Source organism: Pontibacter sp. H249, assembly GCF_037892465.1.
Taxonomy (GTDB): Bacteria; Bacteroidota; Bacteroidia; order Cytophagales; family Hymenobacteraceae; genus Pontibacter.
The window spans coordinates 122,374-134,992 of sequence record NZ_JBBKTR010000010.1 but is presented as its reverse complement, the minus strand read 5'-3'; the positions used below and the strand labels follow the sequence as shown (position 1 = coordinate 134,992).

At 46.0% G+C, this 12,619-nt stretch carries 12 protein-coding genes; 7 read left to right on the top strand and 5 right to left on the bottom strand.

From position 1 onward, the window contains the following. Together WG943_RS13490 and sigZ are read left to right on the top strand one after the other, a co-directional pair. Window positions 1-423 (top strand): ArsI/CadI family heavy metal resistance metalloenzyme, encoded by a 423-nt coding sequence (locus tag WG943_RS13490; RefSeq protein WP_340409744.1) that lies wholly within the window; start codon window positions 1-3, stop codon window positions 421-423. Window positions 424-514: 91 nt separating this feature from the next. Continuing rightward, window positions 515-1,129, top strand: a complete 615-nt coding sequence (gene sigZ / locus WG943_RS13485; RefSeq protein WP_340409743.1) for an RNA polymerase sigma factor SigZ — start codon at window positions 515-517, stop codon at window positions 1,127-1,129. 29 nt (window positions 1,130-1,158) lie between these two features. Here sigZ and WG943_RS13480 read toward each other — a convergent pair whose 3' ends face one another. Next, a complete protein-coding gene (locus tag WG943_RS13480) occupies window positions 1,159-3,249 on the bottom strand; it encodes a hypothetical protein (RefSeq protein WP_340409741.1) in 2,091 nt (696 codons plus the stop codon). An 83-nt stretch (window positions 3,250-3,332) separates the two neighbouring features. Here WG943_RS13480 and WG943_RS13475 point away from each other — a divergent pair, with 83 nt between their 5' ends. Beyond that, window positions 3,333-4,580: a cation:proton antiporter gene (locus tag WG943_RS13475; RefSeq protein WP_340409739.1), complete on the top strand. Its 1,248-nt coding sequence runs from the start codon at window positions 3,333-3,335 to the stop codon at window positions 4,578-4,580. On the opposite strand, the gene WG943_RS13470 is transcribed toward WG943_RS13475, so the two are convergent. Continuing rightward, window positions 4,577-5,416, bottom strand: a complete 840-nt coding sequence (locus WG943_RS13470; RefSeq protein WP_340409737.1) for a hypothetical protein — start codon at window positions 5,414-5,416, stop codon at window positions 4,577-4,579. The two genes, WG943_RS13475 and WG943_RS13470, sit on opposite strands and share 4 nt — an antisense overlap. 243 nt (window positions 5,417-5,659) lie before the next feature. Here WG943_RS13470 and WG943_RS13465 point away from each other — a divergent pair, with 243 nt between their 5' ends. Then, the gene (locus tag WG943_RS13465) at window positions 5,660-5,902 is read left to right on the top strand and encodes a hypothetical protein (protein ID WP_340409735.1); all 243 of its coding nucleotides are present in this window, start codon (window positions 5,660-5,662) and stop codon (window positions 5,900-5,902) included. Window positions 5,903-5,912: 10 nt separating this feature from the next. On the opposite strand, the gene WG943_RS13460 is transcribed toward WG943_RS13465, so the two are convergent. Beyond that, the gene (locus WG943_RS13460) at window positions 5,913-8,243 is read right to left on the bottom strand and encodes a S46 family peptidase (RefSeq protein ID WP_340409733.1); all 2,331 of its coding nucleotides are present in this window, start codon (window positions 8,241-8,243) and stop codon (window positions 5,913-5,915) included. A 99-nt stretch (window positions 8,244-8,342) separates the two neighbouring features. Here WG943_RS13460 and yidD point away from each other — a divergent pair, with 99 nt between their 5' ends. The 3 genes from yidD (at window position 8,343) to WG943_RS13445 (ending at window position 10,920) form a co-directional block, all read left to right on the top strand. Then, complete coding sequence (yidD, locus tag WG943_RS13455; protein ID WP_340409731.1) at window positions 8,343-8,564, top strand: membrane protein insertion efficiency factor YidD; 222 nt, start codon at window positions 8,343-8,345, stop codon at window positions 8,562-8,564. A 152-nt stretch (window positions 8,565-8,716) separates the two neighbouring features. Further along, window positions 8,717-10,195, top strand: coding sequence for a DUF5687 family protein (locus tag WG943_RS13450; protein WP_340409729.1), 1,479 nt, complete (start codon window positions 8,717-8,719; stop codon window positions 10,193-10,195). 29 nt (window positions 10,196-10,224) lie between these two features. Next, window positions 10,225-10,920, top strand: coding sequence for an ABC transporter ATP-binding protein (locus WG943_RS13445; RefSeq protein WP_340409727.1), 696 nt, complete (start codon window positions 10,225-10,227; stop codon window positions 10,918-10,920). Window positions 10,921-11,093: 173 nt separating this feature from the next. Here WG943_RS13445 and WG943_RS13440 read toward each other — a convergent pair whose 3' ends face one another. Both WG943_RS13440 and WG943_RS13435 read right to left on the bottom strand, forming a co-directional pair. Next, window positions 11,094-11,435: a zinc ribbon domain-containing protein YjdM gene (locus WG943_RS13440; protein WP_340409726.1), complete on the bottom strand. Its 342-nt coding sequence runs from the start codon at window positions 11,433-11,435 to the stop codon at window positions 11,094-11,096. A gap of 102 nt (window positions 11,436-11,537) precedes the next feature. Further along, window positions 11,538-12,581 carry an alpha/beta hydrolase gene (locus tag WG943_RS13435; protein WP_340409725.1) on the bottom strand — a complete coding sequence of 348 codons (1,044 nt, stop codon included), beginning with the start codon at window positions 12,579-12,581 and terminating at the stop codon, window positions 11,538-11,540. Window positions 12,582-12,619: the final 38 nt, after the last annotated feature.

Sequence of the window (12,619 nt, the reverse complement as noted above, 5' to 3'; positions counted from 1 at the left end):
ATGAAAAGATTTCACGTTAATGTAAGAGTAAAGAACCTGCGGGAGTCAACCGCGTTTTACACTGCCCTGTTTGGTACTATCCCTACCGTGCTAAAAGAAGATTATGCTAAATGGATGCTGGAAGACCCACGCATTAACTTCGCCATTTCGTTGCACCCTGAGAATGCCGGTATAGAGCATCTGGGCATACAAGCTGAGAGCGAGGAAGAACTGGCAGAAGTATATGGCCGACTTAAAGAAGCAAAAGGTGCCATTCGTGAAGAAGGCAAGTGCACCTGCTGCTATGCAAAATCAGAAAAATCTTGGATTACAGACCCACAGGGCGTAGACTGGGAAGCTTTCTATACTTTCGGGGAGGCTACGGTATATGGAGAAGGAGCAAATGCCAAAACAACAAAACCAGAAACAGCACAAGCCATTTAGTACAAAATAAAACATAGTTGTAGCGAGATCGGCAGGTATACTTTATACCTGCCGATCTCGCTTTATTTCTATATTATTCGTTTATTTAAGTATGGAAAACTGCTGCAACACTCCCGAGCCCAATAGCCAGCCAGCCGACAGCTGTTCGGCGGTGGCCCCTGTGTTTCTGGCTTATGAAGCCCAATTAAAAGGCTTTGTACAGAAGCGCATTATCGATAAAGACGAAGTCAATGATATTTTGCAGCAGCTCTATCTTAAAGTATACAAAAACTGTGAGCAACTGCAGGAAGTAAAGAACACCAAAGCCTGGTTGTACCAGATCACCCGCAATGCTGTTTATGATTTTTTTCGGGAGAACAGCCGTCGCCAAAGTATAGCTGACCTGGAACTAACAGAAGGTGAACTGCCCGAAGATACCCGCTACGAGGTGGAGGCGCTCGTAGAACCACTTATCAACCTGCTGCCACCAGAGTATGCTGAAGCACTTCGCCTGAGCGAATTGGAAGAAGTAAGCCAGAAAGAGATCGCGGAGCGGCTGGGGATTTCCTATTCAGGAGCAAAATCCAGGGTGCAGCGCGGCCGTGAAAAACTCAAGGCGCTTTTCATGGAGTGTTGCCACCTGGAGTTCAGCCACGACGGGCAGGTAATCGGCGCCAGCGTGAAAGAAAGCTGTAAACCTCTAAAGCGTCTGGTGAGGGAGCAGTAGAAATATTACAGTATAGATTAAACCTGTTATCAAAACTTATACCTTACCTGCGCCTTCACATCTGATCTTCTCGGTCCCTCAATCGTCTCTAGACCAGAGCCAATACTGTCCTGGTTACGATAATGCGTGAGGCCATACTTTACCCATACATCCATACTCCTGAACAGGCCGAACTGAAGTAAACCATATAGCCTGGTGCCCTTGCCGCTAAATGCCGGAATAGAGAAAGCATATAGTACGTCCCGTTCATAAGCGTATTGGCGGGTGTCGTAGCTGTCGGTGTCGAAAATGGCGTAGCGGGTGCTGAGGCGGATGTTTCCGAAGTTAAAGTTTATATCCTGTGCAATGAGGTAACCCGTTTGTTGCGGCGACTCCTGCTCGTAGCTGCTAAACTGCACTCTTGATTTTAGTGTAACAGTTTTGGTAGGGGCAAACTCATAGTATAGCAAATAGTTTCTGCGGATTACCTGCGCCACATAGTCTATATTGGTGTTGTTGCTTGCCATATTCAGGCCTTTACTCTCGGTACGGAATTGGGCGTAGAGGCTGCTCTGTCGGTTAGGCTTAAAGTATAAGCGCACCAGGTACTCATCGCCGTGGGAGGGCGCATCTACCCGGTATCGCAGCCATGGAAACCGGAAGCGATCATAGTAAGCAGTCAGTTCCCAGCGTGCAAAAGGCTTTAGCTTGATGCCAGTATAAAATCCACGTTCGTTAATGTTGCGGGTTGCTTCTCCAAAAGCTCCTCCATAAAAAGTATGAAAATTTCGGGCGTAATTGCGGTACACCATGGCCAGTTCTACTTTGTTGGAGAGGTTGGCAATTAAACCATTTACAGTGCCCATGCCACCACTTTTGCTCATAGCGGTTTCTCCGAACAAGTATACATTCTGCCAGGTGTAGCTGTAGTTGGTGCCGATGTTATAGTTATGGGTGCCTCCAAACTCAAAGCGCTGATAAGCTGCGCCGGCCTTTTGTATGGGTGAACTGTAGTGCGTACCAAGTGCGGTAATACCAACAGTTAAAGCTCTGTTACGGGATAAATAGTTGGCGTTGGTGCCATAAATTTGCTCACGTATCTGGTCTTTGTTTGCCAGTTCTGTTGGGGTACGATGAAAACCAGTGGTCTGGAAACCGGTAAAAAAATCGTTGAAGTCGCTTAAGGTATCCTGTTGTATTTGCAAGTTAGCATCTATCAATTTGTTCGAGTAAAACCCTGTTACATCAACACTACCTAATGTGTAAGTTGCTGCCGCGCCTCTGAAAAATGCATACTCCAGCACCGAACTATACGGCCTTATGCCCAGATTTGCCCTACTAACGGTTGTTATGGTTTCACTTCCTTTGCCCACGCTATACCCCGACGACAGCAACAAACCCTGCCCGATTTGCAGTTGATAATCACCTAAGGCTATACTTTTAAACTTGCCCTTGTTGTAAAGCTGCAGGTGCGCTGAGTAAAAGTCAAAGGCATAGCGGCGGGTGCTGCGGTCCCAGGTAAATTCTTCGCCGGCATCTTTTTCTGCTGTTATACCTAAGCTATAATCTCGGGTGTGGCTTACACGATAGCGCATAAACAGCTTATCCGGAGAACCTAAATACCTACTGCCGGAGCGGCCGTTGGTATCTATAGGCATATAGCCGCGGCGTTGCTGCAGGGTACGCTCGTAGCGAAAAAGTAAAGCATTGTTGTCCTCGCCAACTATCCGTTGCCACAGCGGCCGCTGATCGGCGTTTAAGCCTGCATCATCTATATACACAAAAGGCACAAGTTGGTAAATCGTGAGCAGGTCAAAGCCCCCAATAGCCTGTAGCTCATAAATGCTGAGCAGCTTTCCGTTTTCTTCAATGTGCTTAAAAAAAGAAGCGATCTGTGGCCGTGAAAGTATAAACAGCGAGGCAAGTTCTTCGGGTGTGGTGTTGTTCAGGTTAATGGGCCGCTGGTAGTACTGGAAAAGTGTCTCGTAAAAGTCTTCGTAGGGTATGTTGTCGTCCTCTTGCTGCGTAAACAGTTCCTGCACAAACAGGTCAAAGTCGATCTGCTGCCGTGGGTAATCCTGTGCCTGCACAGTGTAGGCAAACAAAAGTATGAACAGGAATGAAAGTAAAGTTCGTATCATAGGCATCTACAGCAGTATCAAAAAAACAATATCCTGTGTAACACACGTACTACCACTACTATACATCACCTATAAATAGTTACATGGAGTTTTTCTACATCTTCTCGGCTATACTTGTTATCTCTGCCATCTTTGCCTATATCAACCAGAAGTATATCAGGTTGCCTGGTGCTATAGGACTACTGCTTGCGGGTTTGCTTATTTCCCTTTTAGTACAAGGTTTAGGAGAGGTCTCGCCTGGTTTTGAGGCTTATGTGGAAGGGTGGCTTCGCGAGATCGACTTTTCTGAAGTGCTTCTGGAGTTTATGCTGAGCTTCCTGCTTTTTGCCGGTGCTTTGCACACCGATTTCGAAAAGCTGCGGCAGAGCAAATGGCCTATACTTGTATTCGCTACCATTGGGGTGATGATCTCAACTTTTATAACCGGCACCGCTTTTTACTACCTGCTACAGTTGCTCAATCAGCCTATCGAGTACATTTACTGCCTGCTGTTCGGGGCTCTTATCTCACCCACCGATCCCATTGCTGTACTGGGTATTTTAAAGAAGGCGAATATCCCGAAGCAACTGGAGGTAAGTATAACCGGGGAGTCGCTTTTTAATGACGGTGTAGGTGTGGTGGTGTTCATTGCCTTATTTCAGGTGGCTCAGCGCGGCGTAGAAAATATTTCTGGCGTTTTTATAGGAGAGCTTTTTCTGCTGGAGGTTGGCGGTGGCATTGGCTTAGGGCTACTGATTGGCTACATCGCCTTTTACTTTATGCGCCGCATCGATCATTACCAGACGGAGGTACTTATATCGCTGGCAGTGGTAACAGGCGGATACAGCCTGGCTCACCTCTTTCATTTCTCGGGGCCACTTGCTATGGTTGCTGCCGGTTTGCTGATAGGTAACCAAGGCACGCAACTAGCTATGAGTGAAATCACGGCAGATTATCTTACCAAATTCTGGGAGATGTTGGATGAGGTGCTGAATGCTGTGTTGTTCGTCCTTATTGGCCTTGAACTCATGCTTATTCCGTTTCACAGTAACTATATTATTGTAGGATTGATATCTACGGTTATTGTGCTGGTGGTACGGTACATAGCGCTGGCCGTTCCTTCCTATACCTTGCGGCTAAACCGAACTTTCGCACCCAACACGCTTCCTATCATGACGTGGGGTGGATTGCGGGGTGGTATTTCTATTGCGCTGGCACTTTCGCTCACAACCGATATGCATCGTGAATTTATAGTTGCCATCACCTACACTGTAGTACTCATATCGCTAACACTGCAGGGCTTAACCATAGAGCCTTTTATTAAGCGACTATCACAGAAAATGCACCCTTAGCTCGCTTGCCTTCTGCTAAATAAGTATGAAACAGAAAGGTGATGGCTAGTGCCAAGCAGTGTGGTGGAGCCAAAAGCATAATCTACAAGCAGGTGGCGTGCAATAAAACCAGCGCCAAAGGTGGCCCTATTGGTAAGTGACTGAAAACCGGTGCGAAGTATAAACTTGTTCTGAAGTAGTTGGTACTCTATGCCTGCTTTAAAAGTGGCGTTGTAATCAATGTTTTTTTCAGTTTCTGCGACTAGCAGCAGCTTGTGGTAGGGGCGGTAAGATAAACCGGCTTTCATGATGGTGGGAAGTCGTTCATCTTCAAAAGCAGCCAACTTTGCCTGGTTCAGGTTATAGGCATAGGCGCCAAAGTATAAATCAGGTATTATTTCAGCCTGACCGCCCACAGATAAGGCCATGGCTTTCTGGCTGCCGTAGCCCTCCGCCGCTATCTGCCATATATCCAGTTTTGCACCCAAACTAAACTGCCCCAGCTTGTGCGCCACTCCCAAACCTGCATGCTGCTGGCTATAAAGCTCATCTCCAAACCGGCTAAAGCTTAATCCATAACTGCCATACTTTGCCGTAGGAATTGCAGCCAGTAAAGCTACAGTAGTAAGCTCGCGCATGCTAAAGCGGTTCTCTACATAAGCACCAAAATGTGCCTGCTGCAGGTTTGCAATGCCGGCTACATTATTGTGCAGCGACCACAAGTCAGGTAGAGTAACGGATGCGTTGCCGAGTGCAGCCGCCCGTGCACCAGCAGGTACATCAGCTTGTGCAAAGGCCAGGGCAGGAGAGAGGTAAAGTATAAAGTATAGGTAAAAGCGTAAAAGTCTGTTCTTCACATTCGGTTAGTTGGGTTGCATTTTTTGAAGTATACCTTACGGATGATCAGGGGTTTAGGGTTTGATGGTAGTCGCAGGAGCGGCCTTGCCGGAATAGAAATAACGCACTCTCGTTACAGTATAGTCGCTGTTTTTAGGGACAGGTCAAGACCTAATGCTGTCAAGTTAAAGCGAAACTGTCATTGGGTCGCGATCTTTCTAAGCGGTGGCATATGCTACGAAGTATAAAATTCTATTAAAGCAATGGTGGGGATTATTACTTTTGAAGGAGGGAAGGGGATGTGTAACAGTTGTTGTAAAACTGGTTCTTTATCTGAAGCAATAGCAGAGCCTTCCGTGTTTTTGGTAGTGAGCCAGTGTGGGGTAAAAATTCGAACTTGGAAGATTTCCCTGCGTCACCAGTTGGATGCTGGCGCCATGAAAATGAAGTATGGCAAACAACAAAAAAAGGCGCTGGATTTCTCCAGCGCCCTTTCAAAAGTATAGCAAGTTGTACTTAGTCTTTTACTTGAAGCTTAACTCTTGCTTTACCTTTCTTCTTATCAACCTTAAACTCTGTTTTACCGGCACGCAGTTGCTCGTTGGCTTCCTGCACGGCAGCATCTAGAAGTTCAGCCTGAGGTGTAGCTGGTGCAGCAGCGGCTGCAGTAGTGTCCTCAGAGCCTGGGCTGTTGGTTTTTACAATCGTCATTTCGTTTATCAGGTTCTGAGCACCTGCATACTTGTCGATGATGAACAAGATGTAACCAGCGTCCATGTTGATGCAACGCTTGAAGTCCGGGTCAAACACAAGGTCACCAGTCATCGCTTCCCAGTTACCGTCGAAAGCAAGGCCGATTAATTCACCTTTACCATTTATTACAGGAGAACCAGAGTTACCACCTGTAATGTCGTTGTTAGTGATGAAGTTTACTACCATTTCGCCTTTAGAGTTGGCATACTGGCCGTAGTCTTTTGATTGATACAACTGGCTAAGTTTAGCTGGTACAACAAACTCTTCGTTGCTAGGGTCTTCTTTCGCCATTACGCCTTCAAGGGTAGTGTAATAGTCGTAACGCACGCCATCCTGTGGGCTGTAATCCTGCACCGATCCGTAGCTTAAACGCAGTGTAGAGTTTGCATCCGGGTAGAACACTTTGTCAGGGTTCATCTGGCGCAGACCAGCTACATACAGGCGGTTAGCTTTGTCTAACTTAGCGTTGCTTTCAGCAAGCTTCGGAGCAATATTGTTTCTGTAGTTATCGATGATAGAAGAAACGATCTGGAAAGCTGGATCATTTTCTAGTTTCTTAGCAGTTGGGTTGCTCAGGAAATCGTTCATCTTCTGCTGCGACACTACAAGCGAGTTGCTGTACACGTAATCTGCCAGTTTCTCGAAGTTACCGTTATACTTTTTCACCATCGCTTTGAAAGCCTCTGGCTGCTGGTCTTTGGCAATATCGTTGTAGTAGTACTTCATTAAAGCTGTAAATACCTTTTTATCAGCTGGCATGTAATAATCTTTAAAGAACGCATCTACACGCGGCTTCAGGTCTTCTACAGCTTTGTTGGCAGCTGCTTGGTTATTAGACTTTAATGCATTGTGAAGCGGAGCAAGGCGGTAAGCCATCAGCAGTGATTCAGTACCAAGCACAGCCTCGTTCAGGTAAACGTTGCCCAAGTTATACTTTTCGATGTTAGTATAAGCTTCGTTAATGTCGTTCAGTACGTTGCCAAAAGTAGCTTTGCGTGTAGCATCGGCATTGGCCCAGTTCTGGAACTTGTCCTCGTCTACAATTTTGCCCTCAATGGTGCGCATACGCTTAATACCTTCGTTCTGGCCGATAGAGTATTTGTAGTAGTTAGATGTAGAGGCATACTTAGAAGCGTACTTAATACGGGTAGCATCGCTCTTATCCATCTCTTCTTTCCACAGGTTCAGTTTGTCATTACGCAGTTTAATACGCGACTTATTCAGCTGGTTTACTTCCAGTTTCAGGCCATGAGATGTCATGAAACGCTTCGTGCGGCCCGGGAAACCAAATACCATCGAGAAATCACCAACTTCTCTGTCGCCGATGTTAATTGGCAAGTGGTGCTTTGGCTTGTAAGGAACGTTGTCTTTACTATAAGCTGCTGGCTTGCCGTCTGGGCTCATGTACACGCGGAACATAGAGAAGTCACCAGTATGGCGTGGCCACATCCAGTTGTCAGTATCACCGCCAAACTTACCGATTGATGATGGAGGAGTGCCTACCAAACGCACGTCGTTGAAACGCTCGTACACGAACAGGTAAAACTCGTTACCGTTAAAGAAGTCGCGCACATAAGATACGTACTGGCCATTGTTGCTTGCCTCTTTAGCGATAGCCTGCATACGCTGGCCTACCAACTGGGCACGCTCCTGTTCTGTTGTGTTAGCGTTGATGCCTTCCAGCACTTTACCAGTCACGTCGTCCATACGCACCAGGATGTCAACAAAAAGGCCTTCGTTAGGCAACTCTTTGTCTTTAGAAGTAGCCCAGAAACCATCTGTTAAATAGTCGTGCTCAGGTGTAGAGTGAGACTGAATCTGGCCGTAACCGCAGTGGTGGTTAGTAAGCAACAGACCCTCCGGAGAGATAAACTCAGCAGTACAGAAGCCACCGAACTGCACGATAGCATCTTTAAGGCTGGAGTTGTTTACAGAATAAATTTCTTCGGCAGTAAGCTTAAGGCCTTGCTTTTGCATGTCTGTATAGTTCAGACGTTTGATAAGCATCGGCAGCCACATACCTTCGTCGGCTTTAGCGGCAAAGGGCACGCTTAGCGAGACTAAAAGCACAAGTGAAAGGATTCTTTTTAGCATGAATGTTTGTTTAAATGAGTTAAACTGATGCAAATTTAATAAAATTTGTGGCACCTAACGTATGTTAGGTTAGTTAATGCTTAGAGCAAATACCTTACCATGACCTGGATGTTCAAGAAAATAATGCTGGCACTGATCTGGGTATACCAACACCTGATTTCGCCGCTAAAGCCTGCCACTTGCCGGTATACGCCTACTTGCTCTACCTATGCGGTGCAGGCTATTAACAAGTATGGCCCTTTTAAAGGTGGCTGGATGGCTATAAAGCGTATTGGCCGCTGCCACCCCTGGGGCGAAAGTGGGTATGACCCGGTGCCATAGCCATACTTTAAGGCTAACAGGTTTATCGGCAATTCAGACCGCTAAGTATTAATTTATCCTGTGTTAGTCTAATTAGCGGCAGTGTTGGTTGAGCTTTAGCGTGTTTTTAGGTACATTTAGAAAAGTATATACTTATTGCTTATCAATTGCCTATGATCCTAACACTACTCACGCACCAATGGAAATCCGAGCTGCGATCTTCTGTTTTTAAGAAAAGCCTTGTCCTAAACATTATCCTGGGGCTTCTTATTTTATACTTTGGTGGTATTTTTCTTTTCCTAGGCTTTTACCTCGATGATATCCTACTGAAGATGTTTCCGGGACAGGATGCAGTAGTCTTATTTAACGGAGGGCTTTTGTATTACTTCCTTATAGACTTATTCTTCCGGTTTTTGTTGCAAGAGTTGCCGGTGCTGGCAGTGCAGCCATACCTGCACCTGCCCATCAAAAAAAACAAACTGGTGCACTACCTGCTGTTAAAATCAATTCCGAGTTTTTTTAACCTGCTGCCCTTCCTGCTGATTGTGCCATTTATGGTGACAGCGGTAGTACCGGCGCATGGGCAAAGTATGGCTGTAGTATGGTTGATTGCACTTATTGTGATAACGTTACTTAATAATTACCTGCTGCTATACTTTAAGCGCCAAATGAGCACTAAGCCACTTTATACGTTGGCTTTTGGCTTTGCCATTGCACTGCTTATGCTGCTCGATTACATTGGCGTGCTGCAACTGCAGGTGGTATCTAAAGCTATGTTTGGGGCATTGTTACAACAGCCTTGGTTGCTGGTAGTGCCTGTGCTTTTGCTGACGGGTGCCTATATGCTTAATTATAGTTTTTTAAGAGGACATACTTACCCGGAAGAGCTTAAGGTGCACAAAGCTGCTGCCGCTACTGGCTCCACTATTACTTTCCTGAATCGTTTCGGTGAGATCGGTAAACTGATAGAACTAGAGTTAAAGCTGATCTGGCGGCACAAGCGTACCAAATCTATCGTGACCTTATCGGTTTTCTTTCTCTTTTACGGCCTTATCTTTTACCGAAACGATACTTACCTGGAAGGCTTTGGCTTTCTGATATTTGTCGGAGTTATACTTTCTGGTATGCCGATGTTTAACTACGGTCAGTTTTTGCCGGGCTGGCAGAGTGCCCACTTTGATGGTTTGCTAACACAGCGCATTTCGCCTTACCAGTTCTACAGAGCCAAGTATTGGATGGTAGTGCCTGTTATGGTGCTGGCCTACGTACTTACGCTGCCTTACGGGTTTTTCGGGTACAAGATCATCCTCATAAACACGGCTACGCTGCTGTATAATATTGGCGTTAATGTGTTCGTGATCTTCTTTTTCTCGGTGTATAACAAAGACAGACTGGACCTGAGCAAAAGCGCTACTTTCAACTGGCAGGGGGTAGGCGCCTCTAAGTTTGTGATGATACTGCCGGCCATGGTGCTGCCCATACTTATTTACTTACCCTTCGGTTTATTAGGTGTGCCTTATGCCGGTGTAGCTGCCATTGGCGGACTGGGTTTGCTGGGCATCATTTTTCAGAAGCAGTTGCTGCAAATGTCTGCAAACCGGTTTGTGGAGCACAAGTATAAACTGGCAGCCGGCTTCCGTCAATCAGCTTAATCATCTTTAACAAGTATAAAACGCGAACAATGCTAACGATAAATAATCTACAGAAAGTATACAATGGCACTACAGTAGTAAATGTGCCCGCACTAAACATAACAGCCGGTGAGTCGGTGGGGCTTGTGGGTAACAACGGAGCCGGTAAAACCACTCTTTTCCGGATGATACTGGATTTGATCAGGCCAAGCAAAGGAGAGGTCTTCTCTAAGGATGCTAACGTGATGCAGTCTGATGACTGGAAAGTATACACCGGATCATACTTGGATGAAGGATTTTTGATCGACTACCTAACCACCGAAGAATACTTTAAATTTATAGGCGACCTGCACGGCTTATCTGACGGAGACATCACAGAGCGCCTGCTGCCTTTTATGGACCTGTTTAACGGCGAAATACTGAACCAGCGCAAATATATCCGCGACTACTCCAAGGGTAACCAGAAGAAGATTGGCGTTGCTGCCGCTGCACTCTCTAACCCGGAATTGCTTATACTAGACGAGCCTTTTGCCAACCTGGATCCAAGTTCTCAGATCCGCCTGAAGAACCTGCTTAAGCAACTTCGTGAGCGTAAGGGTATAACCATGCTGATCTCAAGCCACGACCTGAGCCACGTGATTGATGTGTGCGAACGCATTATTATTTTGGAGAAAGGACAAGTGGTGCAGGATATGCAAACCAACGAAAACACCCTGCGCGAGCTAGAGACTTATTTTACTGTATAATTTCTGCTAAAGTATAAAATAAGAACGGGGGCTATTTAGGCCCCCGTTCTTATTTTATAGTATGAGGTTAGTTTACTGCTGAACAGCTCATGAACCAGTTGGTCAGCATGATGTAAAATGCGCTGTTAAGAACTAACGCTGCAGGTACCCCGCGTTTTAAATTTACAGACTGCTTAAGCCTTTCTTACAAATTCCGATTTAAGCCCCATGGAGCCAAAGCCGTCAATCTTGCAATCAATGTTGTGGTCCCCGTCCGTCAGGCGTATGTTCTTTACCTTTGTGCCAGCCTTTACAGGTTTCGGAGCACCCTTTACCGGCAAATCCTTAATTACAACAACCGAGTCTCCATCCTGAAGTACATTTCCGTTAGCATCTAATACTTTCAACCCTGCCTCTTCTTCAACTTCGTTCGGGTTCCACTCATTTCCACACTCCGGGCAAGCGTATGTTTCTTCACCCATTGCGTAACCGTAAGGAGAGTTGCATTTCGGGCACTGTTTCATTTCTTCAGACATGATATTAGATTATTTTATTATGTTGATTGAGTGTAGGGCGGCTTAGCTAATAGGTAGTGAAGCTACTTTATGGTGTGGTTGTAGCTAGTATTATTGCCTTTACTATTCCTGAATTTTTAGGGCTTTTCTGATAGCTTTATACTGCGCATCAACTACAGCTTGATTATGCCCGTGTGCCGCACCAGGCACGAGTACAAACTCTTTCTTCGGGGCTTTTACCTTGTCAAAATACGCTTTAGTAAGCTCTTTAGGAGTCAAGATATCTTCTTCTCCCTGAATGAAATAAACTGGGATCTTATAACGCAGTCCATTCTTCATAAAGTTGATCCCGGCTTCCATTGACTCTATCCCCATGGCCTTATGGCCAGCGAAATAGAGAAAAGAATAGTCATCCCCGTTATACCTGTCATCGGCATCTTTCTCATTGTCGTACTCGCTTTTCACCTTCCACCAGGATGCAGGGGCAGGTGTCGAGTTCTCTCGCTCATACTTTTTGGTAATACGCATAAGCTGGCCTGATTTTCTGGCATCGCCATAAGGAGGTGGGCCTAAGAGCTTCAGCTTGTCTAAAGACTCTTGGTCTTTGGCAGCCTGAGCTAGTTTGGCCACGGTGTTGTACGCATGTAGAAATCCAGCTTCTCCATTAACCACTTGGGAATGGCCTATATAAGCAGAGTATAGGTCCGGGCGCTTTAAGGCCATATTGGCTCCCAGCACCGATCCCCACGAGGTTCCTACAAGGGTTATCTTCTGCTTCCCCAAATGTTTAATTAGGTATTCTGAAAGCTCAATTCCGTCAGCTGTCATGCGCTCTACCGTTAGCGGGTTTTCGATCCAATAATCCTCGCTTATAACTTTGGGGGCATTCCGGCCAAAAGTTCTTCCTGCGCCCCGCTGATCCCAGTACACCAGGACGAAATCTTTTTTCCAGTAGCCATAAATGGCGTCATCATACTGACTCATGGTGCTGCCCGGCCCACCATGCAGAAACAGAACAACAGGTTTAGACCTGTCATCTCCGCTAATGGTTACCCATTGCTCTATACCACCAATGGAAACAAATTTAGCCTCGTTGATGGGGTTGGAATGGGCAGCTAAGGGAGCTAAAGCTAAAGTGAGAAGCAGCAGAAAAATCTTATAGTTCATATATAATTTCGTTTCGGAATAGATAGATGTAGCTGTGG